This window comes from Micromonospora sp. IBHARD004 (assembly GCF_052814115.1).
Genome location: NZ_CP199934.1, coordinates 3,015,059 through 3,041,341 on the forward strand (window position 1 = coordinate 3,015,059; position 26,283 = coordinate 3,041,341).

The 26,283-nt window shown below is 74.8% G+C and carries 27 protein-coding genes; 7 read left to right on the plus strand and 20 right to left on the minus strand.

Translation table 11 applies throughout. The features are described from left to right. Window positions 1–4: 4 nt before the first annotated feature. From ACTWO6_RS14615 to ACTWO6_RS14635, 5 genes are all read right to left on the minus strand, one after another. On the minus strand, window positions 5–613 hold the full coding sequence (locus ACTWO6_RS14615; RefSeq protein WP_446220156.1) for a class I SAM-dependent methyltransferase: 609 nt from the start codon (window positions 611–613) through the stop codon (window positions 5–7). After that, window positions 552–1,460, minus strand: coding sequence for a sulfite exporter TauE/SafE family protein (locus tag ACTWO6_RS14620; protein WP_446220157.1), 909 nt, complete (start codon window positions 1,458–1,460; stop codon window positions 552–554). The genes ACTWO6_RS14615 and ACTWO6_RS14620 overlap by 62 nt, the downstream gene beginning before the upstream one ends. Beyond that, window positions 1,457–2,056 carry a rhodanese-like domain-containing protein gene (locus ACTWO6_RS14625; RefSeq protein ID WP_446220158.1) on the minus strand — a complete coding sequence of 200 codons (600 nt, stop codon included), beginning with the start codon at window positions 2,054–2,056 and terminating at the stop codon, window positions 1,457–1,459. Before ACTWO6_RS14625 ends, ACTWO6_RS14620 begins: the two co-directional genes overlap by 4 nt. Before the next feature lie 88 nt (window positions 2,057–2,144). Beyond that, window positions 2,145–3,545, minus strand: coding sequence for a rhodanese-like domain-containing protein (locus ACTWO6_RS14630; RefSeq protein WP_446220159.1), 1,401 nt, complete (start codon window positions 3,543–3,545; stop codon window positions 2,145–2,147). 128 nt (window positions 3,546–3,673) lie between these two features. Beyond that, complete coding sequence (locus ACTWO6_RS14635; protein WP_446220160.1) at window positions 3,674–3,943, minus strand: metal-sensitive transcriptional regulator; 270 nt, start codon at window positions 3,941–3,943, stop codon at window positions 3,674–3,676. A 178-nt stretch (window positions 3,944–4,121) separates the two neighbouring features. Between ACTWO6_RS14635 and eccB the strand changes: the two genes are divergently transcribed. Continuing rightward, entirely contained in the window at window positions 4,122–5,507 is a 1,386-nt protein-coding gene (gene eccB, locus ACTWO6_RS14640; RefSeq protein WP_446220161.1) for a type VII secretion protein EccB, read from the plus strand. A 75-nt stretch (window positions 5,508–5,582) separates the two neighbouring features. On the opposite strand, the gene ACTWO6_RS14645 is transcribed toward eccB, so the two are convergent. The 7 genes from ACTWO6_RS14645 to ACTWO6_RS14675 all read right to left on the minus strand — a co-directional run bounded on the left by ACTWO6_RS14645 (window position 5,583) and on the right by ACTWO6_RS14675 (window position 12,707). Continuing rightward, window positions 5,583–6,188 carry a class I SAM-dependent methyltransferase gene (locus tag ACTWO6_RS14645; RefSeq protein WP_446220162.1) on the minus strand — a complete coding sequence of 202 codons (606 nt, stop codon included), beginning with the start codon at window positions 6,186–6,188 and terminating at the stop codon, window positions 5,583–5,585. Window positions 6,189–6,284: 96 nt separating this feature from the next. Then, window positions 6,285–6,896 (minus strand): phosphoesterase PA-phosphatase, encoded by a 612-nt coding sequence (locus ACTWO6_RS14650; RefSeq protein ID WP_446220163.1) that lies wholly within the window; start codon window positions 6,894–6,896, stop codon window positions 6,285–6,287. A gap of 129 nt (window positions 6,897–7,025) precedes the next feature. Next, complete coding sequence (locus ACTWO6_RS14655) at window positions 7,026–7,868, minus strand: alpha/beta fold hydrolase (protein WP_446220164.1); 843 nt, start codon at window positions 7,866–7,868, stop codon at window positions 7,026–7,028. 47 nt (window positions 7,869–7,915) lie between these two features. Beyond that, window positions 7,916–9,334, minus strand: a complete 1,419-nt coding sequence (locus tag ACTWO6_RS14660) for an RNA-guided endonuclease InsQ/TnpB family protein (RefSeq protein ID WP_446220165.1) — start codon at window positions 9,332–9,334, stop codon at window positions 7,916–7,918. Between the two features lie 159 nt (window positions 9,335–9,493). After that, window positions 9,494–10,360: a carbohydrate ABC transporter permease gene (locus ACTWO6_RS14665; protein ID WP_446220166.1), complete on the minus strand. Its 867-nt coding sequence runs from the start codon at window positions 10,358–10,360 to the stop codon at window positions 9,494–9,496. Beyond that, on the minus strand, window positions 10,360–11,316 hold the full coding sequence (locus ACTWO6_RS14670; RefSeq protein ID WP_446220167.1) for a carbohydrate ABC transporter permease: 957 nt from the start codon (window positions 11,314–11,316) through the stop codon (window positions 10,360–10,362). The genes ACTWO6_RS14665 and ACTWO6_RS14670 overlap by 1 nt, the downstream gene beginning before the upstream one ends. Next, complete coding sequence (locus ACTWO6_RS14675; protein WP_446220168.1) at window positions 11,313–12,707, minus strand: ABC transporter substrate-binding protein; 1,395 nt, start codon at window positions 12,705–12,707, stop codon at window positions 11,313–11,315. Before ACTWO6_RS14675 ends, ACTWO6_RS14670 begins: the two co-directional genes overlap by 4 nt. A gap of 131 nt (window positions 12,708–12,838) precedes the next feature. On the opposite strand from ACTWO6_RS14675, the gene ACTWO6_RS14680 reads away from it, so the two are divergent. The 3 genes from ACTWO6_RS14680 to ACTWO6_RS14690 are packed head-to-tail and all read left to right on the plus strand — an operon-like array spanning window position 12,839 to window position 16,077. Continuing rightward, window positions 12,839–13,864: a zinc-binding dehydrogenase gene (locus tag ACTWO6_RS14680; RefSeq protein ID WP_446220169.1), complete on the plus strand. Its 1,026-nt coding sequence runs from the start codon at window positions 12,839–12,841 to the stop codon at window positions 13,862–13,864. Then, window positions 13,865–14,683, plus strand: coding sequence for a sugar phosphate isomerase/epimerase family protein (locus tag ACTWO6_RS14685; RefSeq protein WP_446220170.1), 819 nt, complete (start codon window positions 13,865–13,867; stop codon window positions 14,681–14,683). Beyond that, entirely contained in the window at window positions 14,680–16,077 is a 1,398-nt protein-coding gene (locus ACTWO6_RS14690) for an MGH1-like glycoside hydrolase domain-containing protein (protein WP_446220171.1), read from the plus strand. Before ACTWO6_RS14685 ends, ACTWO6_RS14690 begins: the two co-directional genes overlap by 4 nt. A 40-nt stretch (window positions 16,078–16,117) precedes the next feature. On the opposite strand, the gene ACTWO6_RS14695 is transcribed toward ACTWO6_RS14690, so the two are convergent. From ACTWO6_RS14695 to ACTWO6_RS14720, 6 genes are all read right to left on the minus strand, one after another. Next, window positions 16,118–16,822: a CBS domain-containing protein gene (locus ACTWO6_RS14695; protein ID WP_446220172.1), complete on the minus strand. Its 705-nt coding sequence runs from the start codon at window positions 16,820–16,822 to the stop codon at window positions 16,118–16,120. 95 nt (window positions 16,823–16,917) lie between these two features. Continuing rightward, window positions 16,918–17,319, minus strand: coding sequence for an arsenate reductase ArsC (locus ACTWO6_RS14700; RefSeq protein WP_446220173.1), 402 nt, complete (start codon window positions 17,317–17,319; stop codon window positions 16,918–16,920). Continuing rightward, window positions 17,319–17,504, minus strand: coding sequence for a hypothetical protein (locus tag ACTWO6_RS14705; protein WP_446220174.1), 186 nt, complete (start codon window positions 17,502–17,504; stop codon window positions 17,319–17,321). Before ACTWO6_RS14705 ends, ACTWO6_RS14700 begins: the two co-directional genes overlap by 1 nt. Then, window positions 17,501–18,241: an aquaporin gene (locus ACTWO6_RS14710; protein WP_446220175.1), complete on the minus strand. Its 741-nt coding sequence runs from the start codon at window positions 18,239–18,241 to the stop codon at window positions 17,501–17,503. The genes ACTWO6_RS14705 and ACTWO6_RS14710 overlap by 4 nt, the downstream gene beginning before the upstream one ends. 132 nt (window positions 18,242–18,373) lie before the next feature. After that, window positions 18,374–19,075, minus strand: coding sequence for an arsenate reductase/protein-tyrosine-phosphatase family protein (locus ACTWO6_RS14715; RefSeq protein ID WP_446220176.1), 702 nt, complete (start codon window positions 19,073–19,075; stop codon window positions 18,374–18,376). A 195-nt stretch (window positions 19,076–19,270) separates the two neighbouring features. Then, the gene (locus ACTWO6_RS14720) at window positions 19,271–21,385 is read right to left on the minus strand and encodes a molybdopterin-containing oxidoreductase family protein (protein WP_446220177.1); all 2,115 of its coding nucleotides are present in this window, start codon (window positions 21,383–21,385) and stop codon (window positions 19,271–19,273) included. A gap of 82 nt (window positions 21,386–21,467) precedes the next feature. On the opposite strand from ACTWO6_RS14720, the gene ACTWO6_RS14725 reads away from it, so the two are divergent. Then, window positions 21,468–21,866, plus strand: a complete 399-nt coding sequence (locus ACTWO6_RS14725) for an NUDIX hydrolase (protein WP_446220178.1) — start codon at window positions 21,468–21,470, stop codon at window positions 21,864–21,866. A gap of 3 nt (window positions 21,867–21,869) precedes the next feature. On the opposite strand, the gene ACTWO6_RS14730 is transcribed toward ACTWO6_RS14725, so the two are convergent. Then, window positions 21,870–23,183 (minus strand): aminotransferase-like domain-containing protein, encoded by a 1,314-nt coding sequence (locus ACTWO6_RS14730; protein ID WP_446220179.1) that lies wholly within the window; start codon window positions 23,181–23,183, stop codon window positions 21,870–21,872. A 99-nt stretch (window positions 23,184–23,282) separates the two neighbouring features. Here ACTWO6_RS14730 and ACTWO6_RS14735 point away from each other — a divergent pair, with 99 nt between their 5' ends. Both ACTWO6_RS14735 and ACTWO6_RS14740 read left to right on the plus strand, forming a co-directional pair. Then, window positions 23,283–24,542, plus strand: a complete 1,260-nt coding sequence (locus ACTWO6_RS14735; protein WP_446220180.1) for an MFS transporter — start codon at window positions 23,283–23,285, stop codon at window positions 24,540–24,542. An 82-nt stretch (window positions 24,543–24,624) separates the two neighbouring features. Continuing rightward, window positions 24,625–25,023, plus strand: a complete 399-nt coding sequence (locus tag ACTWO6_RS14740) for a DUF2267 domain-containing protein (protein ID WP_446220181.1) — start codon at window positions 24,625–24,627, stop codon at window positions 25,021–25,023. Between the two features lie 17 nt (window positions 25,024–25,040). Here ACTWO6_RS14740 and ACTWO6_RS14745 read toward each other — a convergent pair whose 3' ends face one another. Beyond that, a complete protein-coding gene (locus tag ACTWO6_RS14745) occupies window positions 25,041–26,270 on the minus strand; it encodes a hypothetical protein (protein WP_446220182.1) in 1,230 nt (409 codons plus the stop codon). Between the last annotated feature and the right edge of the window lie 13 nt (window positions 26,271–26,283).

The following is a 26,283-nucleotide window of genomic DNA, read 5'->3' on the forward strand; positions in this document are numbered from 1 at the left end:
GGGATCAGCCGACGGGTCGGGCCGCGACGACCACCGTGTCGAGGGCGTCCACGCTGCCGCCGTCGTCGGTCGGCACCGGCCGGCGGGCGGTCTCGGCCCGCTGGATCCGCAGCCCGGCGAGCCCGTCGACGACCGCCTCGGGGGTGAGCAGGATCGCCGGGTCCTGCGGTCCGCCCGTCCCGCCGTCGAGGTTCGCCCGGTCGTGGCCCACGACGACGACCGTGCCGCCGGGGCGCAGCGCGTTGCGGGCGGCGGCGAGCACCTGGGCCAACTCCTCGGCGGGCAGGTGCAGGTAGCTGATCAGGACCAGGTCGTAGCTGCCCGGGACCGGCCGGTAAACGGTCACGTCCGCGACCCGCCACTCGACCGGAACGCCCCGCTGGCTGGCCAGCTGACGGCCCCGCTCGACGGCCACCGGGGAGAAGTCCACGGCGGTGACCCGCCAGCCCGCGCCGGCCAGCCAGACCGCGTTGCGTCCCTCCCCGGCCGCCAGGTCGAGCGCGCTGCCGGGGGTCAGCCCGGCGACCGACTCGACGACGAAACGGTTGGGCTCAGCGCTCCACACCAGACCCGGTGTGTTGGCGTACCGGGTGTCCCAGGCGCTGCTGTCCACGGTGTCTCTCCCTCCGGCGGCGCCACACCACCACCGCGACCGTACCGGTCAGCGAGAGCGCCGCCGTCACCGCCAGCCCCAGGCCCAGCTCGGCGGGGAGTTGCTGGGCGAGGACGAAGACGCCCATCGCCACGACGAACCAGCCGAACGACCTGCGCAAGAGCTCGGCGGGGATGCGCCGGACGAGCCGCCCACCGGCGAGGCTGCCGGCGATGGCGGCGACGGTCACCGCAGCGGCCAGGCCCCAGTCGATGCTCACGCTGGAGAGGTAGCCGGCCAGGCCGGCGAAGGACTTCATCGCGATGACCACCAGGGAGGTGCCGACCGCGACCGGCATCGGCAGGCCGCCGAGCAGGGCGAGTGCGGGCACCACCAGGAAGCCGCCGCCGGCGCCGACCAGGCCGGTGACCAGCCCGACCACGACCCCGTCGAGGATCACCCGCAGCACGGGAAGCTCGTGCGGCACCGGCCGGCCCTCGGCGGCGCGCCGGCCCCGGATCATCGCGACCGCGGTGGCCAGCATCATCACCGCGAACCCGGTGAGCAGGAACCCGGCCGGGATGAACTCGGCCAGCCGGCCGCCAGCGTAGGCGCCGGTCATGCCGGCGAAGCCGAAGATCAGGCCGGTACGCCAGCGGACCCGCCCCGCCCGGGCGTGCGGCAGGACACCCACCGCGCTGGTGGCGCCGACGACCAGCAGCGAGGTGGCGATCGCCTCCTTGGCCGGCAGGTCGGCGACGTAGACCAGCAGCGGCACGGCGAGGATGGACCCGCCGCCGCCGAGCAGGCCCAGGCTGATCCCGATCAGCACGGCCAGCCCGATGGTCAGCGCCAGGCTTGCCGTCATGCTCGCCCCCCGGCGCTCTCATGGAGCTGGCCGACGATGGTGTCCAGGTCGCAGCTGGCGCCCCGGTTGTACGGCAGCTTGCCGAGCAGCATGCCCATCGCGCAGGTGTTGGTCACCGCGGCGAAGGTGAGGCCGGCGCCGATGAACCCGGCGACCCACTTGAGGCCGGGCACGAAGACCGAGGCCAGGATGCTGACCAGGACGATCGAGCCGGCGACGAGACGGACCTGCCGTTCCAGGTCCCAGCGGGGTGCACCATGCTTGACCGGCGCGTTGGCGACCTGCCAGGCCAGCATGCCGCCGTCGAGGATCTTGAGGTTCGGCAGCCCGGCCCCGGCGAGGGCCTGTCCGGCCTGGGTGGCGCGGCCGCCGGAGCGGCAGATCAGCACCACGTCGTCGGCCAGGTGGTTGCGCAGCTCCTCGCGGTGCTCCCTGAGCAGGTCCAGCGGGACGTTGTAGGCGCCGGGGATGTGGGACGTCTCGAACTCGGCGGGGGTGCGCACGTCGAGCAGTCGGGGCCCCTGGCCCGAGTCGATCAGCTCGCGCAGGGCGCCGGCGTCGAGCGTGGCGGGGCGGGCGGTCTCGGAAGTGCTCATGTCTCCTCGTTCGTGGCTCAACGCCGTTGTCGGCGGGCAGGGTCGGGCCGGCCGGCGCGGAGCCGCGCCGGCCGGTGTCGCAGTTGGGTCAGGGCTTGTCGGCTATGGCGACGCCCGCCGGCTCCGCGTTGCCGAACTTGTCGTCGATGACGACGACCTCGCGGCGGGCGTTGGCGAGCAGGGACGCCGCTGCGGTGGCCCGGTAGCCGGAGCCGCAGTGCACCCAGACCACGCCCGGTGGGACGTCTGCCAGCCGGCGCGGGAGGTCGGGCAGCGGGACGTGCACGGCCCCGTCGACGTGGCCTGCCCGCCACTCGTAGGTCATCCGCACGTCCAGGACCACGTCGGGGGCGGGCAGGCCGGCGGGCGGGTCGCCCGCGCCTGCCGCGGCCAGCGCCGGGAAGTCGGCCATCCGCAGCTCGCGGAGCTGGGCACGGTCGCTGGCCCACTGCTCGGGCTGGCCGGTGGCCTGCGCGGCGGGCCGGTCGATGCCGATCCGGACCAGCTCGCGCTGGGCGTCGGCGACCTGCTCCGGCGTCTCCGCCAGCAGGGTGATCGGTACGCCCCAGTCGATCAGCCAGCCGAGCCAGGTCGACATCGGGCCGTCCAGCCCGAGGCTGACCGTGCCGGCCAGGTGCGAGGCCGCGTACGCCTTGCGGTGGCGCAGGTCGACCACCCACTGCCCGGCGGCCATCCGCTCGCGCAGCTGGGCGGCGTCGGCGCGCGTCACCGGGGTCAGGTCCACCGGTGCCGGGCCGGCGACGTTGGCCACCCCCATGTGCGCGTAGTACGCGGGGTAGGCGTCGAGCCCGGCCAGGGTCTCGGTGGCGAACTGGTCGGCGGCCAGCCGCAGCACCGGGTTCGCCTGCCTCTCCCGGCCGATGGTCGACTCCGGGGCGTCGGCCTGACTGGCCGAGCAGAAGCTGCCGAAGCCGTGGGTCGGCCAGACCTGGGCTCCGTCGGGCAGCAGGTCGGCCAGCCGCCTCGCTGAGGCGTGCTGATGGTGGGCGAGCTCGTGGGCGTGCTCCTTGCCGAGCAGGTCGGTGCGCCCGGTGGTGCCGAAGAGCAGCGAGCCGCCGGTGAAGACGCCGGCCGGCCGCCAGTCGCCGTCGGTCGCCTCGTCGAGCACGTACGACAGGTGGTGGAAGGTGTGGCCGGGCGTGGCGATCGCCCGGATCCGCAGGGTGTCCGAGACCGGGACCTGGTCGCCGTCCGAGACCGGCATCCGGTCGAAACCGACCTCGTCGGCCGCGGCCACCAGGTAGTGCGCGCCGGTCAGCCGGGCCAGTTCCAGTCCGCCGGAGACGTAGTCGTTGTGGATGTGCGTCTCCACCACATGGGTGATCCGCACGCCCTTCTCGCCCGCCAGGTACATGACCCGGTCGATGTCGCGTTGCGGATCGACCACGATGCCCACTGTGCCGTCCGAAGCCAGGTAGCTCCGGTCGCCGAGGGAGGACGTGGCGATGACCGACACCTCAACTGACATTCCGATCTCCCTTCAAAGTTCATATACCCGGGGGGGTATCCGGATCGCAGACTTCGGCCCTTCGAGGTGCGTTTACCCGCCCACGCCGCCGGTAGGCGACGTGGGCGTCACGTCGTTGAAATGATCAATCAGGCCAGGGCCAGGAAGAGCTTCTCGAGCTCCTCCTCGGTCATCTCCGGGGTCTCGCCACGCTCCCGCGCGGCGTTGCAGTGCCGCATCCCCGACGCGATGATCTTGAAGCCGGCCCGGTCGATCGCCTTGGACACGGCGGCGAGCTGGGTCAGTGCCTCCCGGCAGTCGTGCCCGCTCTCCATCATCTCGATCACCGCGTTGAGCTGTCCCCGGGCCCGCTTGAGCCGGGTCAACGCCTCGCCGGTCATCTCCGGTCGTAGCTTCACTGCGCCACCTCCTGCGCTCCAACATACCCCCGGGGGTAGCTGCCCCGCCACATACCCCCGAGGGTATCGCCGGCCGGGCCGCCGGAAGCGCCCATTGGGCGCGGGATGGCGACGCAGGGTCCTCGGCGCATTGACGGAACGCTTATCCTGTGCCCGGACGATCCAGGGAAGGGACCGCATGCCGTCGCGGCAGGACCAGCTCCACTCGTACCAGTTCACCGTGCAGCGGGCGGTGGCCGCGCTGGTGATGCGGGAGACCGACCCCGCCCAGTCGCCGTTCCGACGGCTGGCCGGCGCGGGCCTCGCCAGCGTGCTGGTCGCGGTGATCGGCCTCGGCGGCTTCGCCCTCTACGGCCTCTTCGCCGGTGGCGGCAACTCCTGGCGGGACTCCGGCGCGGTGATCGTGGAGAAGGAGTCCGGCGCCCGGTTCGTCTACCGTGAGCAGCGGCTGCACCCGGTGCTGAACTACGCCTCCGCCCTGCTCATCATCGGCGCCGACCGGCCGAAGACCGTGCTGGTCTCCCGCCGCTCGATCGAGGGCGTGCCGCGCGGGCTGCCACTGGGCATCGCCGACGCGCCGGACTCGCTCCCCGCGCCGGGTCGGCTCTCCACCGCGCCGTGGACGGTCTGCTCGGTCACCTCGACCGAGGCCGGGCGGACCGAGCCGCGCTCCGCGCTGCTGATCGGCCGGGACGCCACCGACGGTCGGGCCCTCGGCGAGCAGGGTCTGCTGCTGCGGCACCCGGACGGCAGCCTGCACCTGCTCTGGCACGACCGGCGCTATCTGCTCCGCGACACCGACCGGGTGCTGGCGGCGCTGGCCGCGACGCGGGAGCGGGCGGTGCCGGTGGCGCCCGCGCTCCTGAACACCGTGCCGGCCGGTGCCGACCTGGCCCCGCCGGCGGTACGCGGCCTCGGCGACCGCTCCGCCGGGGTCACCGGCGCCACCGTCGGCGACGTCTACCTGGTGCGCAACTCCGGGGGCGGCCGGCAGTACGCGGTGGCCGAGCGGGACGGCCTGGCCGGCATCACCGAACTCCAGGCCGGCCTGCTGCTCGCCCGCACCGGCCAGGGCGAGCCGAAGCCGATCACCCTGGGCCGGTTCGCCGCCCTGCCCAAGCTGCCCGACCGGGTCCCCACCGGGCCGACCGCGCCGCCCCCCGCCCCGCCCCGGCTGGCAACCGTTGACGGCGGCGCGGTCTGCGCCCGGGTCGGCGACGACACCGGCGTACGCGACGTGCGGGTGGGCGCCACCCCGCCGGACCTCGCCGCCGCCGCGCGGACCCCGGTTGGCCGGGGCGGTGTCCTCGCCGACCAGGTGGTGGTCGAGCCCGGGCGCGGCGCGGTGGTGGAGGCGGCGGCGGCGCCGGGCGCGTCCGGCGGCGCGGTCTCCGTGGTCACCGACCTGGGCCGGCGGTACGTGCTCGCCGACGGTGCGGTGCTCGGCATGCTCGGCTACGCCGGTGTCCGCCCGGTGCGGCTGCCGGCGAGCCTGGTCAGCCTGGTGCCGGCAGGCAGCCCGCTCAACCCCGCCGCCGCCCGCGCGGTCGCCGCCCCGGCCTGACCTGGGGCCCACTGGCCGGACACCGGGTGCCGGGCCCGTCCTGGGGCCGGCGGCCGGGGGTGCCGCCCGGGCGGCTCAGTCGGCCGGCCGGCGCAGGACGCTGACCGCGAAGTCGGCGTCGTCCCGCCATGGGCGCAGGTCCCAGGTGGCGAAGCGATGCTCCAGCCGCAGCCCGGCGGCGACCGCGTCGGCGTCGAAGTCGGTCAGCGGGTAGCCCCGGTCGGTGCCGAAGCCGACCACCACGATGCCGTCCGGGCGGACGTGGGCGGCGACCCGGGTCAGCACCGCCCGTTCGGTGCCGGGTGCGACGAACGCCATCACGTTGCCGGCGATCACCGCCGCGTCGAAGGGCTCCGCCTCGTCCTGAGCGGCGAGGTCCAGCTCGGCCAGGTCGCCGACCAGCCAGCGTGGCCCGGGGTGATCGGCGCGGGCGGCCTCCACCAGGGCCGGGTCGGCGTCGACCCCGACCACGGTGTGGCCCCGGGCGGCCAGCGCCGCGCCCACCCGCCCGGTGCCGCTGCCCGCGTCCAGGATGCGGGCCCCCGGCGGCACCATCGCGTCCAGCATCCGCGCCTCACCCGCCAGGTCCGCCCCCTCGGCGGCGAGCCGGCGGAACCGGTCGATGTACCACTGCGAGTGCCCGGCCTCGGTCTCGGTCACCCAACGGGTCGGCTTGCTCATGGGTCCACCGTAACCGGATCTTCGTCGCCGGCAGCCGGATGGGTGGCCGGGCGCGGCCGCCGTGCGTGACCAGGCACGATGCGCCATGCCGTGGGGTCAGGTCAGCGCGAGGAACGTGCCGGCGGCGAGGGGGACCCCCGCCGTGGCGCCCGCGACGACCTGCGGCCAGGTGTGGTCGCGCAGCCGCACCCGGGACCAGGCGACCGCGGCCACCAGCAGCCAGGCGGCGTGCAGGGCCGGGCCGAAGAGCAGCACCAGCACGGTGGTCGAGGCGGCGATCACCGCGGCGTGCACGCTGAGCTTCCACCAGTGGTTCACCACGGTGACCGCCGCGCCGACCACGAAGATCACGACGATGACGGCGAACAGCTCCGCCGGGGCGCGCAGCGCGGCCAGCAGCGCCATCCCGACCGCCACGGAGGCCAGGCCGGTCAACAGCGGGCGGGCCCGCTGGGTGCGGTCGCCGATGTGCCGGTCGGTCAGTCGGCCCCGGCGCACCCCGTGGACGATCACGCCGACCGGGATCACCGCGCAGAAGAGCAGCGCGGTGCCGCCCCAGGCCAGGAAATCGCCCGGGCCGACGCTGACCCGGGCGACCGCGACCAGCGGCAGGGCGGTGACCAGGACGCCGGGTGCGAGCAGCTCGGTGAGCAGGCGGGCCAGCCGCCGGCTCACCGACCGGTCCCCGTCCACCGTGGTCGCGCGCACCGGGTCATCGTGGTGTCACCCCACGCTCAAGGTCAAGTTCAGCCCGTCTCCGTGCCGCTGGTCAACCTTTCGGTGAGCAGCCGCTCGCTGGCCCCGCCCGGCCAGCAAGGTGCTGTGGGAACCGTCCCGTCAACCGGCGGAGAGGACGAGCTCCGCGGTCCGCTCCGGTTGGTCGACCTGCACGAAGTGGCTCGCATTCCGCAGCAGGTGCAGGTCGGCGCGCGGAAAGAGCTCCGCGAAGCGGCGCGCGACCCTCGGGTTGAGGGAGCGGTCCTCCGCGCCGAAGATCACCCGCACCGGCCGGTCGAATCGGCGCAGGTCGGGTAGCCGGCGCCGGCGCGTCAAGACGGTGCCGAGCAGGTCGTCGTTGAGCCGCCAGAAGGCCGGCTGGGCCGCGGGGAAGTCATCGTACAGGCGGTTCACCAGAGGATCCCTGCGTTGGTCGTCCCAGACGAACCTGCCCACCTGCCAGATGTAGAGGCGCCGAGCGAGGTCCGACCCACGGCCGGCCAGCGCCCGGGCTGCGTTGCGCAGCAGCGGAGTCGAGTACAGCGCGATGGCGGGTGGTCGGCGCAGCGCCGCTGTCTGGTGGTAGTAGGTGTTGAGCAGCACCAGCGCGGCGACCCGGTGCGGATACAGCAGCGCCCAGTCGATCGCTGGTGGCCCGGACGCGTCATGGGCCACGAGCACGACCCGCTCAAGCCCGAGGTGGTCGATCACCGCCGCGAGGTCGCCGGTCTGGTTGTCGGCCGTGTACGGGTAGCCGGCGGGCTTGTCGGAGCGGCCCCAGCCGAGGAAGTCGAAGCGGACGACCCGCCGATCGCCGAGGTGCGGCATCAGTTCGTCGTAGAGGTGCAGGTTGTCGGGGAAGCCGTGCAGCAGCACCAGCGGCACCCCCTCGCGACCGGTCACCTCGACATGCAGCAGGTGCCCGGCCCGGGGGACCTTGAGTGCCTCGCGTACCGCCGCCATACGACCCCGATCGCCGTGAACTAACGCCGACACTAGTGCGGTGTCCACTAACGTTCACCGGGTTTGCGGTGGGTGTTGTGGATCCTCGCCTGTTGGGCGAGCGACTCCCCACCGGGTGGTGGGGCGGGCCTCCGCGGGCCAACTGATCCTCGCGCCACCCTCAGTGGGCGGCGGGGGTCACGTCGGGACCGGCCGGCACCGGGCAGGTGCCGGCCGGCTCGACGGTGCGTGACCACCTCCGGCAGCACAACCGCTGTCGGGGTGGTGGATCCGTCGCCCGGAACACGGGTGGCGATGCTGGCGGCCGCGACCAGGTCGCGGTGCCCGGAGAATGCGCAGTGCGGGCAGGACAGGGTCCTGCCACGGGGTTTCGGCACCCGCCTTCCGCAAGCGGGACAGGTGGAGGAGGTGCCGCGTTCGTCGACCAGTCGAACACTGATACCGGCGAGGGTGGCCTTGTCGGTGAGGACCTGCAGGAGCCGTCCGATCTGCCACTGCCGTAGCCGCAGGTTGTGCCGCCGCCCGGTAGGAAGGTCCAGCACCCCGCGGGGGTCACCGACGTGCAGGACACCGACCCGCTGCCGCACCGCCCACGAGACGACGCTGCGGGCGGCTTCGTGCTGGGCCTGGCGGACCCTGCGCCGGTGCCGGCCCTCCACCAGGCGTGCCCGACGCCGGTACTGCCGCCACCGCCGCGACCCCTTCTGGCCAGGTTTCGGCGCCCGGCGGGCCACGGCACGGCGGCGGGCCTTGGTGTCGGCCAGGTGCATGCGGTGTTCGGCGCGGATCGCCCGCCCGGACACCAACAACCCCTCCCCGTCCGGGCCGGCTACGGCGTAGGGGTGGATGATCCCGAGATCCACCCCGGCCACCCTGGCCGGATCCGGCTCCTCGCCGGGCGGGTAGACCGTCACCGGCACCTCGGCGGTCACGTCGAGGAAAAGCCGGCCGCCCTCGCACAGCAGGGTGATCGAGCGGACCTGCTCGGCCGGGTACGGCACCTCCCGCGCCAGGTGCACCCACAACGGCGACGTGCCCTTGGCTGTGGGGATTCGGACCCGGCGCCTGTCGAGGGTGAACGTGCCGTGATACCAGCGCAGCGGCACCAACCTCCGCCGGCGACGCGGGAACCGGGCCGACAGGTCGCCGGCGCTGCGGCGTTTCGCCGCCGCGAACCACGCATCCGAAAACCGACGTAACACCGACCGGGCACCCGTGGAATCCAGTTCCGCGAACGTGCCCGGCCCCGACGCGGCCAACTCCCGACAAAGCTGCTGATAGCCGACCAGTGGCGCGTCGCCACGGCGGTGGCGCCACGTGTTGGCCTCCAACACGCACGCCCACAGGTCACCGGCGGAGCGCAGCAGCCCGAAACAACGGCGCCGCTGGCCGGGCGTCACCCGCAACGCGACGCGCGCGGTGCGGTGCACGACCCGCGGGGCGGCGGGATCCCGACGACGAGGCACGAACCGAAGCCAACACCACCCCTACGACACTTTCCCCAACCCCGACCAACCCGGTCAACGTTTGTGGTCAGAGCACCAGCCGGCAACCGGGCGAATTCGGCTCGAAAGGCGGCACTGCCAGGCGCCGGCGAGAAACCCCGGCACCTGGCAGTGCAGACGTCAGCCCTTCTCCGCGCCGCTGGTCAGCCCCTCGGTGAGCAGCCGCTCGCTGGCGAAGAAGAGGATCACGATGGGCAGGGTGAGGATCACCGATCCCGCCATCAGCACGGTCTTCGGCACCTCGACACCGTCGGAGAGCAGCGACAGCCCCAGCGACACCGTCCACCGGTTCGGCTTGTCCACCAGGAAGAGCAGCGCGAAGAGGAACTCGTTCCAGGCGATCATGAAGTCGTAGAGGGCGACCGCCATGATCGACGGCGCCGCGAGGGGGAGGCTGATCCGCCGGATGATGCCGAGCCGACCGGCGCCGTCGATGGCCGCCGACTCCTCCAGGCTGACCGGGATCGTCTCGAAGTAGTTCTTCAGCATGTAGACCGAGACCGGCAGGGTCTGCGAGATGTAGACCAGCACCAGCCCGAACAGCGAGCCGCGCAGCCCGACGCGGGTGAAGACCACGAAGAGCGGGATGGCGATGACGATGGACGGGAAGAGGTAGACGGCGAGGAAGAGGGCGTTGACCTGCCGCCGGCCGAAGAACCGCAGCCGGGACACCGCGTACGCGCCGGGGATGGCGACCACCAGGGTCAGCAGCGTGGCGGCCAGCGCCACCAGGCCGCTGTTGCGGATGAAGGTGAGGAACCCCTGGCCGCCGTCCTCGGCGGCCTTGAGCACCTCGGCGTACGTGGCGACGGTGAACTCACTGACCGGCACCCACAGCGAGCCGGGGTCGAGCAGCAGGCGTTCGATGGGGCGCACCGAGAGCACCAGCATGTACCAAAAGGGCAGCACGGTGACGATCAGGAAGGCGGCGATCACCAGCCGGCGCAGCCAGCGCAGGCTGACCGTCTCGATCCGGTCCCGGTCCATCACGCCTCCCTACGTGCGGTGAAGAAGCGCAGGTAGATCGCGACGAACGCGATCAGCACCACGGCCAGCACGACCGCCTGGGCGGCCGCCGCGCCGACGTCGGTACGCGCCGTGAGGAACTGGTAGACCCGGACGCTGACCACCTCGGTGCCGGCCGAGCCGCCGGTGAGCAGGTAGACGTCGTCGAACTTGTTGAAGGTCATGATGAACCGGAGCACGGCCAGCAGCGCGATCACCGGCATCAGCTGGGGCAGCAGGATGTGCCGGAAGCGCTGGGTCGGGGTGGCCCCGTCGACCCGCGCCGCCTCCTCCAGGTCCCCGGGGACCGCCTGCAACCGGGCGAGCAGGAACAGGAACGCGAACGGGAAGTACCGCCACGCCTCGAACGCGATCACCGTCCACAGCGCGGTCGAGTCCTGGGAGAGGAACGGGATCGGCGCGTCCCAGCCGAGGAACCGCTGCCCCCAGGCGTTGACGACGCCGAGCTGCGGGTCGAGCATCACCTGCCAGACGAAGGCCACCGCGACCACCGGCGCCACGTACGGCAGCAGCATCGACGCCCGGACCAGCGTGCGCCCCCGGAACGGCCGGCGGACGACCAGCGCGGCGACCAGGCCGATCACGATCGACCCGAAGGTCCCGCCGAGGCTGTAGAGCAGGGTGGTCCAGAGCGTGTCGGCGAACCCGGGGGTGTGCAGCACCCGGTCGAAGTTGCTCAGGGTGAACTCGCCGAAGAGCCCGGTCCTGCGCAGGGTCGCCAGGCGTACCCGTTGGAAGGCCAGCACCACGGTCCAGACGATCGGGATGCCGATCACCGCGAACACCACGAGCAGGGTCGGGGCGACCAGCGCGAGCCCGGCGCGGGACTCGCGCCGGCGCAGGGTCAGTGGCCGGCGCCGGGGGCCGGGCCGCTCCCGGGCGGGGGAGCGGCCGGCCTCCGGCGCGGTGGTGGTCAATTGACGCCCTTCTTGACCGCCTCGACGTCCTTCTTCGCCCGGCCGGCGGCCGCGGCGGCGTCGGACTTGCCGCCGACCACGTCGGCGAGCGCCTTCGGTACGGGCAGCTCGCCGAGGATGGCGCCGACCAGCTTGCCCTGGCCCTGCGGCAGGCCCCAGCGCTGGAAGGTGTCCGGGCTCTTGCGGAGGGTGGCGAGCACGTCGTCGCCGTACACCGCGGACAGCGGCTTCTTGGTGTCCACGCCGGCCTGGCTGGTGTTCCAGGCGGTGAGGAACTTCTCCTTGTCGTCCGCGGTGCCCTTGCGGGCGGGGAAACGACCTTCGGGGGACATCCCGAACCAGCGCGGGTAGCCGTCGCTCAGCATGTATTCCACGAACGACTTGGCCGGGCCGGCCGCGGCGCCGTCGAGGACCGCCCACGAGCTGATCTCGCCGTACTGCGCCGGCTCGGCGCCGTTGGGTCCCTTGATCGCGGTGACGAAGCCGCTGTTCTTGGCCAGGAACGTCGGGTCCTGCTGGCACTGCCGGCAGGTCGGCTTGGCGTCGTTGCGCAGCCCGGCCAGCTCGTCGAGGATGAACGGCGACCAGATCAGCATCGCCGCCTTGCCGGCGAAGTAGGTGGCCCGGGTGGTGTCCACGTCCTGCGCACCCCTGACCGAGTGGTTGCGCATCAGGTCGCCGTAGAAGCGGAACGCCTCGACGCACTCGGGGGAGTCGAGCTTGACCGCGCCGGAGTCGTCGGTGAGCTGACAGTTGTTGGCCAGGGCGATGTGCTCGAAGGTCTGTTGGGTGAAGACGTCGCCGGGGGAGGTGGCCGCGGTGATGCCGGCGACGCCGCCGGTGTTGAGCTTCGCCGCGGCGGCGGCGATCTTCTCGTACGTGTCGGGGGCGGGCAGGCCGGCGGCGTCGAAGAGGTCCTTGCGGTAGACGAGGAGTTGGCCCCACCCGTCACTGGGGACGGAGAGCTGCTTCCCGCCGTCGGAGGTCAGCTCCAGCGCCCGGGGGGAGAAGGTGTCCCGGCCGAGCTTGTCGACGATTTCGGCGTTGGCCGACTCGTGCAGCAGCTCGTTGCCGGCGAGGGTCTGGATGCCGGCGAGGGAGACGGAGCCGACCACGTCGGGGAGCTTGCCGGCGGCGGCGCTGGAGGCGATGAGGGAGGGGAACTGGTCCTCGTTGACGGTGACCAGGTTGACCTTGACGCCGGTCTTGGCGGTGAAGTCGCTGATGATCGCCTTGGTCGCGGTGACCCGGTCGGCCACGTCCTCCAGGCTCCACACCGTGATCTGTGAACTGTCGCTTTTCTGCTCATCGCCGCTGCAGGCAACCATTCCCACCCCGGCGAATGCCATGATCAGGGTGGTGGCCAGCAGCCGCGTCGGAGGTAATGACATCGGCGGCACTCCTCTCGAAGGGTACAACGTGGATTCAATACCCTTCGATTGATCAATCCAACTACATATGCCGATTTATTTGGTAAGATTGGTTCCGGCACTTTCCTCGGAGCGACGCCATGGTCAACTGGGTGGTCTCTCTGGCTGGGCCCCGACGCGTCAGCCTGGAGCCCTGCCCCGCTGATCCGCTCGGCCCGGGCCAGGTTCGCGTCCGCACCTGCTACTCCGGCATCTCGGCCGGGACCGAGCTGACCCTCTACCGGGGCAGCAATCCGCGGCTCAGCAAGGACTGGGACGACGCCACCCGGATGTTCGTGCCCCGCCAGGCACCCGCCGCCTACCCCGTCGTCGGCTTCGGCTATGAGGAGGTCGGCGAGATCGTCGAGGTTGCCGCCGACGTCGCCGACCGGCATCCCGGGCAGGTCGTCTGGGGGATCTGGGGGCACCGGGCCGAGGCCGTCGTGCCGGCCGGCGCGGTCCAGCCGCTGGCCCGCGGGCTCGACCCGCTCACCGCCGTCTTCGCCCGTCCCGGCGCGGTCGCCCTCACCGCGGTGCTCGCCGGCGACCTGCACCTCGGCGACTGGGTGGGGGTCTTCGGTCAGGGGGTGATCGGCCTGCTCGCCACCCGGCTGGCCGCCCTCTCCGGCGCCCGGGTGGTCGCGGTCGACCGGGTGCCCGCCCGGCTGGACTTCGCCACCCGCTTCGGCGCCCGGCGGGTCGTCGACGCCGCCGTCGACTCCGCCGCCGCCGTGCTCCACGGAGCCACCGACGGTCGCGGCGCGGACGTCTGCCTGGAGCTGTCCGGGTCGTACCCGGCGCTGCACGAGGCGATCCGCGCCACCACCCACGCCGGCCGCGTCGTGGCCGCCGGCTTCTACCAGGGGTACGCCCTCGGGCTGGGACTCGGCGAGGAGTTCCACCACAACCGGATCCAGCTGGTGGCGGCCCAGATCTCGGGGCCCACCCCGGCACCCGGCACGGCCGGCCGGTGGACCGGGCCCCGGATCGCCCACACCTTCATGGACCTGGTGGCCGAGGGCAGCGTCGACCCGCTGCCGCTGGTGAGCCACGTCGTCGACGCGGGCGCGGTGGCCGACGCGCTCGCGTTGCTCGACCGCGGTGACGGTGACGTCCTCCAAGTCGTGCTGAGGTTCTGAATGGCCATCCCACTCGCCTGCCAGGAGCAACTGCTCCCGGGCGCCAGCCTGTCCGACAAGTTCGCTCTCGCCACCACCCTCGGCTACCAGGCCATCGAGCTGCGCGGCCGCGGTGACCTCGCGTTCGCCCGGCGGCTGCCGGAGCTGCGCCGGGCCCGCGCCGACGGCGTGCCCATGCCCACCGTCTGCGTCGACATGGACCACTTCATCGGCGACTTCGACCCGGACCGCTCCCGGGACGCGGTGCGCAACCTCCGCTCCCAGCTCTCGGTGATCGCCGAACTCGGCGGGATCGGCGCGATGACCCCCGCCGCCTGGGGGATGTTCTCCCGGCGGCTGCCGCCCTTCGAGCCGCCCCGCTCGCCCGACGGCGACCGGCAGGTCCTCGTCGACGCCCTGGGCGAGCTGGGCGAGCACGCCCGCGCCGAGGGCGTAACCCTCTTCCTGGAACCCCTCAACCGGTACGAGGACCACATGGTCAACCGGCTCGACGAGGCGGTCGCCCTCTGCGCGGCCGCCGGCCTGCCCTCGGTCCGGGTGGTCGCCGACACCTTCCACATGAACATCGAGGAGGACGACGTGCACGCGGCGCTGCGCGCCGCCGCGCCGTACCTGGGGCACGTGCAGGTCAGCGACTCCAACCGGTACCAGCCCGGTGCCGGGCACCTGGACTGGCCGGCGCTGCTGCGTACCCTGCACGACGTCGACTACCGGGGGTGGCTGGCGCTGGAGTGCCGGCTGCGCGGCGAACCCCTCGCCGCCCTCCGGCAGGCCGCGACGGTGCTCACGCACGCCCAGCAGTGGCAGGCGGCGGCATGAGCGCCGGGCCGGCCGGCGGACCCGGCGCCGCCGCCGGGCTGGACGGCACGACGGGTCCCGACGGCGGCCCGTCCCGGCGGGTCGGTGCCGAGCGGGCCGCGGGGCTGCGCCGGCTGGCCGTCGCCACCCTCGACGGCAACTGGGAGCACGACCACACGGTGCCGTCGCGCACCCTCTACCCGCACCAGTGGAGTTGGGATTCGGCGTTCATCGCCGTCGGGCTGGCCCACGTCCGACCCGAGCGGGCGTGGCGGGAGCTGCGGACGCTCTTCGCCGCTCAGTGGGCCGACGGGCGGGTGCCGCACATCGTGTTCAACCCGGCGCTGCGGGTCGGCTCGTACTTCCCGGGGCCGGAGTTCTGGGACTCGGCCCGTGCCGACGGCGCCCCGGCCGTCGCCACCTCCGGGATCGTCCAACCGCCGGTGCACGCCCCGGCGGCGTGGCTGACCCACCGCCGGGCCCCGTCGGAGGCCTCGGTGCGGGCCCTGCGCTGGCTCTACCCGCGGCTGGTGGCCCAGCAGCGGTACCTGACCGGCCGGCGGGACGTCGGCGGTGCCGGGCTGGCCTGCCTGGTGCACCCGTGGGAGTCGGGGCTGGACAACAGCCCCGCCTGGGACGCCCCGATGGCGGCGGTCCCGGCCGACGCCGCGGTCATGCGGGCGTACCGGCGGCACGACACCGCGCACGTCGAGGCCGCACACCGCCCCACGGACCTGGACTACGCGCGCTACGTCGCGATCGTCGCGTCCTACCGGGAGGGCCGCTACGGCGACGACGGGCTCGCCGGCCGGCATCCCTTCCTGGTGGAGTGTCCGCTGCTCAACGCGGCCCTCGGGGTGGCCGAGCACGCGCTGGCCCGGATCGCGGCGGTGGTCGGCGCCGACCCGGGGCCGCACCGGGACCGGGCGGCCCGGATCACCGCCACCCTGGTCGACCGGTTGTACGACCCGACCACCGGCACCTTCCAGCCGCGCAACCTGCGCACCGACCGGCTGATCCCGGCCCGGACGGTGCTCGGGCTGATGCCGCTGATCCTGCCGGACCTGCCCGCCCGGCAGGTACGGGCGGTGCTGACCGAGGCGTGCTCGCCCCGGTTCGGCCTGGCGTCCCGGATGGACCGTCCGCTGCCCACCCACGACCGCACCGCGCCGGACTTCGAGCCGCTGCGCTACTGGCGCGGCCCGAGCTGGCTGAACACGAGCTGGCTGCTGTGGCGGGGGCTGCTCACCCACCGCCGTCCCGCGCTGGCCGCCGGGCTGCGGGAGTCGATGCTCGGGTTGGTCGCCCGCAGCGGCTGCCACGAGTACTTCCACCCGGACACCGGTGCCGGGCTCGGCTCCCCGGCGTTCAGCTGGACCGCGTCCCTGGCGCTCGACGCCCTCGCCGAAGGGTGAGCCGCCGGCGTCGCCCGGGGCGACGCCTGCGGGCGGCGGGTCAGGCGATCCCGGCCGGGGTGCCGGCGCCGGCGCGCAGGGCGGCCATCGGCGCGTCGTCGACCGCGTACCCGAGCGCGCCGACCACCTCGACCACGCCGCTGACCTGGCCGGTGAGCCGCAGCGCCAGGTGCACGGTCGACCAGCGGCCGAGCTGGCCGGTCAGGGTGACCACGCCGTCGTACACGGTCACGTCCACCACGCCGTCGGGGACACCCAGCACCCGGTGCAGCACCTCGTCGACCACGTCGCGGCGGATGTCGGCGTCCGGGCGCAGGTGCACCTTGAGCAGGTCGCCGCGGGTGACGATGCCGACCAGCCGGTCCAGGTCGTCGACGACCGGCAGCCGCTTCACGTTCCGCTCGCCCATGATCCGGGCCGCCTCCACCAGCGAGGCGTCGGGCGCCACGGTGACCGGCGGTGCGGTCATCAGGTCGGCGGCCAGGGTGGCCCCGGCCTTCACCCGGGCCTGCCGGTGGTGCCGGCTGACGAAGACCCGCCGCTCGTGCGGCTGCCCCTGCAACTCCACCTTGTGCAGCAGGTCCGCCTCGGAGACCACGCCGAGCACCCGACGGGCGCCGTCCACCACCGGCGCCGCGGTGACGTGCCGGCCGGTCAGCAGGTCGACGATCTCGCGGTACGGCGTGCCCTCCCGCACCGTCGCGACGTCGGTTGTCATCACGTCCTGCACCTGCCACGTACGCATGGCGACCTCCTCGTTCCCACCGTCGACGCTAGGCGCGGGCGGTGGGGCGGAGCAGGGGCGCACGGACCGGCCGCCCGGGTCGGAGGTCCCGAGGGTCAGCCCCGCAGCTCGGCCAGCAGGCGCGTCACCCGGTCCCGGATCTCGTCCCGGATCGGCCGGACCGCCTCGACGCCCTTGCCGGCCGGGTCTTCCAGCTTCCAGTCCTCGTACCGCTTGCCGGGGAACACCGGGCAGGCGTCCCCGCAGCCCATGGTGACGATGACGTCGGAGGACTCCGCCGTGGCGTACTCCAGCAGCTTGGGGGTCTGACCGGTGAGGTCGATGCCGACCTCGGCCATGGCCTCGACGGCGGCCGGGTTGACCGCCTCGGCGGGCGCCGAGCCGGCGGAGCGGACCTCGACGGCGTCGCCGGCGAGGTGGCGCAGCCAGCCGGCGGCCATCTGGGAGCGGCCGGCGTTGTGCACGCAGACGAACAGGACGCTGGGCTTGTCGGGCATCAGGAGCCTTTCTCGCAGTGCGGGTCGCAGGGCCGGTTCACCGGCGCCTCGGCCTCCGCGGTGGGCAGGGGCCAGCGGGAGTCGCTGTTGCGGTCCAGCAGGCGGTAGCGGCCGGCGGGACGCGGCGGATTGAGCAGGGCGCGGTACGACCGGTCCGCTGCACCGTGCTCCGGGTCGGCGCTCATGCGCCGAGCGCCCGGTCGCGCTCGTCGGTCGGCACGACCACCTGGTCGGCGGCCCGCCCGGCGTCCGGGTAGAGCGCGGCCAGGAGACCGATGCCCACGGCGAGGCCGACGAGCTGCGCGACGACGAAGCCGGGCACCGAGGCGGGCGCGATGCCGGCGAAGGTGTCGGTGAACGCCCGGCCGATCGTCACCGCCGGGTTGGCGAACGATGTCGACGAGGTGAACCAGTACGCGGCGCCGATGTAGGCGCCGACCGCGGCGGGGGCGACCGGGGCGCGGCCGGAGCGGGCGAGGGCGAAGATCAGCAGGATCAGGCCGGCGGTGGCGACGACCTCGCCGAGCCAGAGGTGCCCGGCCGCGCGGCCCTTGCCGGAGAAGTCGACGGCGGCCAGGTCGAACATCAGGTTGGCCAGGACCGACCCGCCGATCGCGCCGGCGACCTGGGCGGTGACGTACCCGCCGAGATCCCGGCCGGTCAGGCCGGTGCCGGCGCGGCGGCCGAGGAACCAGTCCGCGGCGGAGACCACCGGGTTGAAGTGCGCGCCGGAGACCGGGCCGAAGATCAGGATCAGCGCGCCCAGGGCGAGCGCGGTGGCGATCGAGTTCTCCAGCAGTTGGAGGCCGACGTCGTCGGGGGAGAGGGTGGCGGCCATGATGCCGGAGCCGACCACGGCGGTGACCAGCAGGGCGGTGCCGGTGAACTCGGCCAGCAGGCGCCGCCAGGGTGCGATGGTCATCAGTCTGTTCTCTTCCATTGCGGTGGCGTCCCGGGCCGCGTTTCGGCTCGGGCGTGGATGTCATCGGGTGGCGGGGAAGACCGGCCAGGCGTCGCCGCGGGTCACGGTGGGCCGAGCCGCTGGCCCACGGCGTCAGTCACGGCGGTCTCCCGGGCTCATGGCGGGGGTGATGACGGGGGCGACGCGATCGACCCGGGCGGCGAGGTCGGCGAACGCGGCCTCGAAGGCGGCGTCGGTGTCGACCCGGACCGGGTCGGGCACCGACCAGTGCAGTCGGGGGCGGACCGGCCCGGTGAGTTCCTCGTGGGCGTTGTCGCAGACCGCGATCAGCAGGTCGTCGTCGCGCACGATGTCCGCGACGTGCGAGGTGCCGGTCGGGTCGAGGTCCAGGCCGTGCCGGTGGGCCACCACGACGGCCCGGGGGTGGACCCGCGGCGCGGGATTCGTGCCCGCCGACGCCGCCGAGGTGCGGGTGCGGTGGGCCCAGAGGGCGGCGGCGAGCTGCGACCGGGCGGAGTTGCGGGTGCAGACGAAGACCACCCGGCCCACCCCGGCCAGCGGCGGCGGGGTGAGCGTGGCCAGGGCCTCGGGCCGCAGCCGCAGGTAGGTGCGGCGGCGGTCGCCCTCGGACCGGCCGCGGACGACCAGGCCGGCCCCGGAGAGGACCTTGACGTGGTGGGCGACGAGGTTGGTCGGCATCCCGAGGTCGGCGGCGATCTCGCCGGGGGAGGCGTCGCCCAGGGTGAGCGCGTCCACGATCGCCAGGCGCGCCGGGTCGCCGAGCGCGGCGTGGATCCGGGCGCGCGCCCGCAGGGAGGCAAGCTCAGCAGTCATTGACTCAACTATCGCTGAGCGATCGCGCGACTGTCAAACGGGACGCCGACGACTCCGGTCGTTCTCGTCGGACACGCCGCACCCCAGCCGGGCGGCCGCCCCCCGGTGCGGCCGCCCTACCGCACTCGGCCGGCGGCTACCGGCTCCTGCTCGGCACGGTCGCCGGCTGTCGTGCGGTCGCCGCCGTCGGCATGCTCATCCGCGCGGACCGGCGGTTTCCCGGACCGGCCCCGGCGCCGTCTCCACCACCAGCAGCTCCGCCGGCACCGGCTCGACCTCGACGCGGGTGTCGTGGAACGTCGGACCGCCCCCCAGGTCGGTGTCGCGCACCGCGGTGACCGCGTTGACCGTGGTCCCGCCGGGGCTCAGCCGCGCCCAGTACGCCTTGTAGGTGAACGCCAGCCCCGGCCGGGTCGCGTCGTCCACCGCGACCGCCGCCAGGAACGCCCCGCGGCCGTTGTGCACCCGCACCGCGTCCCCGTCGGTCAGGCCCCGGGCTGCCGCGTCGTCGGGGTGCAGGTGCACCCTGGGCGGCCCGGTCCGGCCGGCGTGCCAGGGGAGCGAGGCGAAGGTGGAGTTCATGAGGAACCGGCCGGCCGGGGAGATCAGCACCAGCGGGAAGCGCCGGGCCAGCTCCGGGTCGGCGGCCTCCGCCGGCGGGGTGTAGCCGACCAGCGGGTCCACCCCGTGCCCGGCGAGCCGCGGGTCGAGCAGCCGGGCCCGGCCGTCCGGGGTGGGGAAGCCGCCCTCGGCGTACGGCGCCGACCCGACGGCCACCCCGGTGGTCCGGGCGTACGTCCGCTCGCGGAGCTCCTCGAAGCTGACCGGCGCGTCGCGGAGCAGTTGCCGGGCCAGGTCCTCGTCGCTGTCCCGCAGGCGGGGATGGTCGAGACCCAGTGCGGCCGCGATCCGGCGGAAGATCTCGGTGTTCGGCAGCGCCTCGCCGGGCGCCCGGGTCGCCGCCAGGTTGAGCGTCGTGTAGTGGTGGCCGTAGGAGGTGTGCAGGTCGAGGTGCTCGGGCTGCATGGTGGCCGGCAGCACCACGTCGGCGAAGTCGCAGGTGTCCGTCCAGCGCTGCTCCAGCACGACGGTGAACAGGTCGGCGCGCCCCAGGCCGGCGCGCAGCCGCCGCTGGTCAGGCGCGGTGGCCGCCGGGTTGGCGTTGAAGACCACCAGCGACGTCACCGGCGGGTCGGCGTCTCCGGTGAGCACGGCCGCCAGCCGGCTCATGTTGACCGACCGGGCGGGCGGCGCGGGCATGCCGCGCGGACGCACCACCGGGTCGAGGGGCACCGGGTGGTGGCCGCCGGCCGTGCAGAGCGCACCGCCGCCCGGGTACCGGAAGTCCCCGGTCACCAGCGACAACGCGCAGATCGCCCGGATCGCCTGGCCGGCCCCGTGGTGGCGCTGCGGTCCGAGCCCGACCCGGACCGCGGTGGGCCGGGTGGTGGCGATCCGCTCGCCCAGCCGCCGGACGACGTCGACGTCGAGCCCGCACTCGGCGGCGGCCCGCTCCACCGGCCACTCGTCGAGCCGCGCCGCCAGCTCCGGCCAGCCGACCGTGTGCGCGGACAGCCATTCCACGTCGGCGGCGCCCGCGTCGCGGACGAGCCGCATCAGCCCCAGCGCCAGGGCGGCGTCCGTGCCCGGCAGCGGCGCGACGTGCTCGTTGCTGCGGGCCGCGGTGTCCGTGCGCAGCGGGTCGATGGTGACGACGTACGCGCCCCGCTGCCGGGCCTCCTGGACGAAGGGCCACTGGTGCAGGTTGGTGGAAAGCAGGTTGGCGCCCCAGAGCACGATCAGTTTGGCGTCCACGATGGACTCCGGCTCGAAGCCGACCGAACCGCCGAGCAGCGAGTTCAGCGCGGCCCGCGCCGCGCCGGTGCAGATCGTGGTCTGCAGCCGGGACGCGCCGAGGTACGCGAAGAGGCGCGGACCCATCGTCCAGCCCTGGACCAGGCCCATCGTGCCGGCGAAGTAGTACGGCAGGACCGCCTCCGGGCCGTCCCGGTCGATGCTGGCCCGCAGCCCGGCCGCCACCCGGCCGATCGCCTCGTCCCAGCTGGCGGGCCGGTAGGAGACCGGCCCCACGCCCTTCGGCCCGGTCCGCACCAGCGGGTGGGTCAGCCGGTCGGGTCCGTTGACCGCGTCCAGGTAGCGGTTGACCTTGCCGCAGAGCGCGCCCCGGGTGAACGGGTGGTCGCGGTCGCCGCGCAGCGCGACCGCCCGACCGTCCTCGACGGTGAGCTGCCAGGTGCAGGTGTCCGGGCAGTCCAGCGGGCAGGCGCCGGGATGGGTGGCGCGGGACATGGGCCGATGCTACCGACCGGCCCGGCCGCCCGGCGCCCGCGCTCTACAGTTGACCGCCGTCCCAGTCGAGGAGTGAGTTGCCGTGCCCGAGATCGACAAGGTGGCCTGGATCCGGATCGAGGACGGGCGCATCCTCAGCACCCGCTCACGCGGCAAGGACGTCTGGTACCTGCCGGGCGGCAAGCGGGAGGCCGGCGAGACCGACCTGGACACCCTGGGCCGGGAGATCGCCGAGGAGCTGGGCGTCGCGGTGCTGCGGGAGTCGGCCGTCCACGTCGGCACCTTCTCCGCGCTGGCGCACGGGCACGCGGCCGGCACGTTGGTCCGGATGACCTGCTACGCCGCCGACTACCGGGGCGAGCTGCACCCGGAGAGCGAGATCGAGGAGCTGGCCTGGCTCGGTTACGCCGACCGGCACCGCGTCTCCCCGGTGGACCAGCTCATCTTCGACCGGCTCCGGGCCGAGGGCACGCTCCGCTGACGGTCAGCCCGGCAACAGCCGGGCCAGGGCGCGCAGCGCCGCGCGTACCGTCGCGTCGTCGGCGCTGAGGCTGACCCGCAGGCCGGCCGCGGCCCCGCGCCGGGCGGCGAACTCGTCGGTGCCGGCGACCGCGACGCCCCGGCGGCGGGCGAGCGCGGTCACCGCGTCGGCGTCGTGGCCCAGGCGCACCCAGGCGAAGGGCGCCGGCCCGGTGGCGGCCACCTGGTCGCCGAGCAGCTCGCGGGCCAGCGCGGCGCGCCCGGCAAGCTCGGCCGAGCGGGCGGCGGCGAGCTGGTGCGCCGCCCCGCCCAGCACGAGCTGGGTGGCCACCTCGGCGGCCAGCGGCGCGGGCGCCCAGGCGAGCGCCCGGGCGGCGGCGCGCAGCGGCTCGGCGAGCGCCGGCGGGGCGTACCGGTAGCCGATCCGCAGGCCCGGGGCGAGGGTCTTGGTGATGCCGGTGAGGTGGACCGTGCGGGGGTGCCACGCGGCGACCGGCGGCGGCCGGTCGGGCAGCAGCGCGCCGAACGGATCCTCCTCGATGACGGTCAGGTCGTGGCCGGCGGCGACGGCGGCGATCTCCCGACGGCGCTCGGCCGGCATGGTGAGGCCGGTCGGGTTGTGCAGGGTGGGGTGCAGGTGCAGCGCGGCCACCCGGCGTCGGGCGCAGAGCCGGTCGATGGCGTCCGGGCGGGGCCCGGCCGCGTCGCTCGGCACGGTCGCCAGCTCGATCCGGAGCAGCCGCGCCGCGGCGAGCAGGCCCGGGTTGGTCAGCTCGGTGGTGACCACCACCTGCCGGGGCTGGGCGAGCGCGGCCAGCGCGGCGGCGAGCCCGTGCTGGCCGCCGGCGGTCACCTCGACCTCGTCGGGGGCGGGTCGCCAGCCGCCGTGGGCCATCCACCGGGCGCCGGCGACGCGGTGCCGGACCGCGTCGGCGTCCTCCGCGCCGAGGGCCAGGGGGTCGGCGGCGATCCGGTGCAGGATCGGCGCGACCGCCCGGTGCACCGGCCCGTGCCCGGGCGGGTGCACGGCGGCGACGTCGAGCACCGGCGCGGTGGTGGGCGCGGTGGCGGCGGGGGCCGGGGCGACGAAGGTGCCGCGGCCGACCTCGCCGGTGAGCAGTCCGCGCCGGGCGGCGACCTGGTAGGCGCGGCCGACGGTGGCGATCGTGATGCCGAGCCGCCGGGCCAGCTCCCGCTGCGCCGGCAGCCGGTCACCGGCGGTGAGGCGGCCGGCGGCGATGTCGGCGCCGATCGCGTCGGCGAGCGCCAGATAGCGGGGACCGCTCCCGGACGGCGCTGCGGGCTCCCAGATTGTCACCGTGACAATCTACCCGCCGCGCGGCCCGGCCGCCGCCGGATTGTCACCGTGACAATCAGGGCCGCCGACCTTCCCGGGTACGTCGTTGACGCTGCCCCCATGACCGTCACCTCCGCCGCGCTCTGGCGGCACGCCACCTTCCGCCGGCTCTGGCTCTCCGACGCGGTGAGCACTCTCGGCACCCACGTCACCACCGTGGCGCTGCCCCTGGCCGCGCTGACCGCGCTCGGCGCCGGGCCGACCGGGGTCGCCGTGCTGACCGCCGCCACCACCCTGCCGTACCTGCTGCTCGGCATCCCGGCCGGCGCGCTCGTCGACCGGCTGCCGCGCCGCGCCGTGCTGGTCGGCGCCGACCTGGCCCGGGCCCTGCTGCTGGCCAGCGTGCCGCTGGCCTGGGCGGCCGGGCTGCTCACCCTCGCCCACCTGGTGGCGGTGGCGCTGCTGGCCGGCTGCGCCACGGTGCTCTTCGACGTGGCCTACTTCGCGGCGGTGCCCGCGGTGGCGCCGCCCGGCCGGCTGGCCGACGCCAACGCCCGCCTCGAGGCGACCCGCGCGGTCGGGCAGACCGCCGGCCCCGGCCTCGCCGGCCTCCTCGTCGGCGCGCTCGGCGCGCCGGTCGCCCTCCTCGTCGACGTGGCCAGCTTCGTCGGCTCGGCGCTCTTCCTCGCCGGTACGCCCCGGCTGGCCCCGAGCCGGGCCACCGGCGCGGGCGGCGTGTGGCGGGACGCCGCCGGCGGGGTGCGCTTCGTGCTCGGTGACCCGGTCGTCCGGGCGCTGACCCTCTGCTCCGGCCTGACCAACCTCTGGCACGCCGGTTTCCTCGCCATGCTGCTGGTGTACGCGGTCCGCGAGCTGCGCCTGCCCGCCGCCACGGTGGGGCTGCTGATCGCCGCCGCCAACGTCGGGTACCTGCTCGGCGCGGCGGTCGCCGGCCGGGCCCGGTCCCGCCTCGGCGTCGGGCGGGCCATCGCCGCGGCGGCGGTGCTCCAGGCCGGCGCGGCGCTGGTGCTGCTGCCGCACCCGCTCTGGATCGGCGCGGGGCTGGCGGTGAGCGCCTTCGCCAGCGGGCTCTACAACGTCAACGCGGTCAGCCTGCGGCAGGCGGCCACGCCCGCCGGGATGCTGTCCCGGATGACGGCCACCAGCCGGTTCTTCATCTGGGGGACGATGCCCCTCGGTGCCGCCCTCGGCGGGGCGCTGACCGCGCTGCTGGGCGCGCCGGCGTACCTCGCGTCGGCCGCGGTGGGCATGGCCGCGGCGGCGCTGCTCGTCCGATGGTCGCCCGTCTGGCGGACCGTCGAGATCCCCGCCCCGGACCGGGCGCCGGTCCCGGCCGGGGCCGTGCCCGCCGGGCGGTGAGGCGACCGTTTGGCATAGCCGGCCGGGGGTAACCGCGTGACCGGCTCCGGCCTTGCGCGGCCGGCGACGACAGGAGGGTGGCGTGCAGTTTCCCCGATTCGTCGAGGCGGTGTCCCGCCGGTCCGAGCTGCCCACCGGGCAGGCCGCCATGATCTCCCGCGCCACCCTGCAGACCCTCGCCGAGCGGGTGACCGGGGGCGAGGCGGACGAACTCGCCGCCCAGCTGCCGGACGAGCTGAGCGCGTACCTCACCGCCCCGGCCGGCGACGGTGGCCCGACCGCGGGCACGGTCGCGTTCCTGTACCGGGTGGCTGACCGGGCCGGGGTCGACCCGGCGGTCGCCGAGGTGGGGGTGCGGGCGGTCCTGACCACCCTGCGCGAGGCGGTCACCGTCGGCGAGTTCCGGGACCTCATGGCCCAGCTGCCGAAGGGCTTCGACGCGATGGTCGACCCGATCCCGCGACCGCCGTACGGCGGCTGACGAGGCTCGCCGACCCGTCAGGACGGGCCGGCGAGGTCGGCGGCGGACGGCTCCTCCGGCTCGGCCACCCAGGCGGAGAAGACCGGCACCCCGTGCCACGGGCCCACCCCGTCCGGCCGCTCGTCGGTGGCCACCGCCACCACCGCGTACGGGTGGCCGAAGCGCAGCTCGGCGGTCCGGGCCACCCCCTCCGGCGCAAGACTGACCAGGGCGAACGCGCCGGTCACCGCGGCCGCCTCGAAGCCGTACCGGCCGAACCGGGCCATCGCCGCCTGCCGGGCCTCGGCCTGCGTGCCGACGCCCGCCACCGCCCTGATCGCCGTCGGGAAGCCCAGTCGGGCCCCGGTGAGGTCGTGCTCGCTCCGCGCCGACCAGCAGGGCAGCACCGCCGAGTGGCGCTCCTCCCGGCCGCCCCGGGCACGGGTGCGCACCCGCTCCTCGCGCACGCTCCACAGTGCCGTCTCGCCCAGCGGCAGGTCGAACAGCGACCGCCGGCCCGGCTCGCCCCCGGCCACCGCCGCCGCGCCGAGCCGGTACGCGGCGGAAAGCACGTCACCCGGCGGCACCTCGGGCGCGGCGGCCACCGACAGCACGGTCAGTCCCGCCCGGCCACCCTCCGTGGCCGCCGGCTGGGCCGTCGCCACGTGCACGATCACCTCGCCGGCCCGGTCGGTGGCGGCGATCCAGCACCGGTGGCCGCGCTCGGGTGAGCGCAGCACCCGGGTGAGCGAAGCGGCCCAGCCGCCGGCCGGCCCGAGGGCCGCGGCGGGGGCCAGGTCGAACGGCTCCGCCCAGGAGATCCGGGTGGCCAGCGCGCTGGCCAGGGCCAGCACCACCTGCGGAGTGATCCGCAGCGGGAACCGGTCGATCAGCCCGAGGGTGTGCTCGCGGGCCCAGCCGTCCAGCGCGTCCTGTGGTGGCAGCGGCCCGGTCGCGGTCCGCGGCGGCAGGCCGGCGTACCAGTCGGCGAGCCCGGGCGGGTCGTACCCGGCGCGGTGCCAGACGGCCGTCGCGGCGGGCACCAGCGGGTGCGGCTCGGCCAGCATGGCGGCCGCCGTCGCGGCGGCGTCCGAGGGGTCCATGCCGAGCACGTCCGCCAGGGCGTCCCGCTCGGCGCCGGTCGCCGCCGGTCCGCAGAGCGCCAGCAGCAGCCACGCGCCGAGCGGGGAGGCGACGTGGTGGCCGGGGTCGACGGTGGCGTGCAGGCGTTCGGCGTACCGGGCGAGGGGCTCCTGGAGGCTCGTCATGGCTCCACTCTGC

Excerpts from the sequence above, each read along its gene's own strand:
- ACTWO6_RS14620 (WP_446220157.1), bottom strand. The coding sequence starts at position 1,460 with ATGACGGCAAGCCTGGCGCTGACCATCGGGCTGGCCGTGCTGATCGGG.
- ACTWO6_RS14625 (WP_446220158.1), bottom strand. The coding sequence starts at position 2,056 with ATGAGCACTTCCGAGACCGCCCGCCCCGCCACGCTCGACGCCGGCGCC.
- ACTWO6_RS14630 (WP_446220159.1), bottom strand. The coding sequence starts at position 3,545 with ATGTCAGTTGAGGTGTCGGTCATCGCCACGTCCTCCCTCGGCGACCGG.
- eccB (WP_446220161.1), top strand. The coding sequence starts at position 4,122 with ATGCCGTCGCGGCAGGACCAGCTCCACTCGTACCAGTTCACCGTGCAG.
- ACTWO6_RS14645 (WP_446220162.1), bottom strand. The coding sequence starts at position 6,188 with ATGAGCAAGCCGACCCGTTGGGTGACCGAGACCGAGGCCGGGCACTCG.
- ACTWO6_RS14655 (WP_446220164.1), bottom strand. The coding sequence starts at position 7,868 with ATGGCGGCGGTACGCGAGGCACTCAAGGTCCCCCGGGCCGGGCACCTG.
- ACTWO6_RS14665 (WP_446220166.1), bottom strand. The coding sequence starts at position 10,360 with ATGGACCGGGACCGGATCGAGACGGTCAGCCTGCGCTGGCTGCGCCGG.
- ACTWO6_RS14675 (WP_446220168.1), bottom strand. The coding sequence starts at position 12,707 with ATGTCATTACCTCCGACGCGGCTGCTGGCCACCACCCTGATCATGGCA.
- ACTWO6_RS14685 (WP_446220170.1), top strand. The coding sequence starts at position 13,865 with ATGGCCATCCCACTCGCCTGCCAGGAGCAACTGCTCCCGGGCGCCAGC.
- ACTWO6_RS14690 (WP_446220171.1), top strand. The coding sequence starts at position 14,680 with ATGAGCGCCGGGCCGGCCGGCGGACCCGGCGCCGCCGCCGGGCTGGAC.
- ACTWO6_RS14695 (WP_446220172.1), bottom strand. The coding sequence starts at position 16,822 with ATGCGTACGTGGCAGGTGCAGGACGTGATGACAACCGACGTCGCGACG.
- ACTWO6_RS14700 (WP_446220173.1), bottom strand. The coding sequence starts at position 17,319 with ATGCCCGACAAGCCCAGCGTCCTGTTCGTCTGCGTGCACAACGCCGGC.
- ACTWO6_RS14705 (WP_446220174.1), bottom strand. The coding sequence starts at position 17,504 with ATGAGCGCCGACCCGGAGCACGGTGCAGCGGACCGGTCGTACCGCGCC.
- ACTWO6_RS14710 (WP_446220175.1), bottom strand. The coding sequence starts at position 18,241 with ATGACCATCGCACCCTGGCGGCGCCTGCTGGCCGAGTTCACCGGCACC.
- ACTWO6_RS14715 (WP_446220176.1), bottom strand. The coding sequence starts at position 19,075 with ATGACTGCTGAGCTTGCCTCCCTGCGGGCGCGCGCCCGGATCCACGCC.
- ACTWO6_RS14720 (WP_446220177.1), bottom strand. The coding sequence starts at position 21,385 with ATGTCCCGCGCCACCCATCCCGGCGCCTGCCCGCTGGACTGCCCGGAC.
- ACTWO6_RS14735 (WP_446220180.1), top strand. The coding sequence starts at position 23,283 with ATGACCGTCACCTCCGCCGCGCTCTGGCGGCACGCCACCTTCCGCCGG.
- ACTWO6_RS14745 (WP_446220182.1), bottom strand. The coding sequence starts at position 26,270 with ATGACGAGCCTCCAGGAGCCCCTCGCCCGGTACGCCGAACGCCTGCAC.